The sequence below is a fragment of the Faecalibacterium sp. DFI.5.82 genome (genome assembly GCF_029076575.1).
In the GTDB taxonomy this organism is placed as follows: Bacteria; Bacillota; Clostridia; order Oscillospirales; family Ruminococcaceae; genus Faecalibacterium; species Faecalibacterium duncaniae.
The window spans coordinates 1-294 of the sequence record NZ_JARFIS010000948.1 but is presented as its reverse complement, the minus strand read 5'-3'; the positions used below and the strand labels follow the sequence as shown (position 1 = coordinate 294).

Below are 294 nucleotides of genomic sequence, written 5' to 3'. Positions count from 1 at the left end.
ACTGCACCAGCCCTTGATTTAGGGGACATAGTAGTTATCCCACAGCCTGCGGATGGTCGGCTTGTCAAAGTGCAGGGTCATCACGCCGTTCTCGGCATCAAAAATGGTCGTACCCAGTTCCTGTGCGCCGCAGAGCAGGTAATTGGTCAGCGCGTCGCGGCCATACAGGGCCTTGCCGTCGTTGGGCGAAGCCGTCTGGGCATCGGTCCAGTCGTAGTATTTGTGTGCGGCCTCGTTCAGCCCCTCTACGGTGGAAAGATCCGCATAGGTCACCCCCGTGGCCTCGGCAAAGGG

1 pseudogene is annotated in these 294 nt (G+C 59.5%); it reads right to left on the bottom strand.

Annotation, left to right across the window (positions count from 1 at the left end):
• Window positions 1-18: 18 nt before the first annotated feature.
• Window positions 19-294, bottom strand: a pseudogene (locus P0G09_RS19615) (ABC transporter substrate-binding protein); the annotation flags it as partial.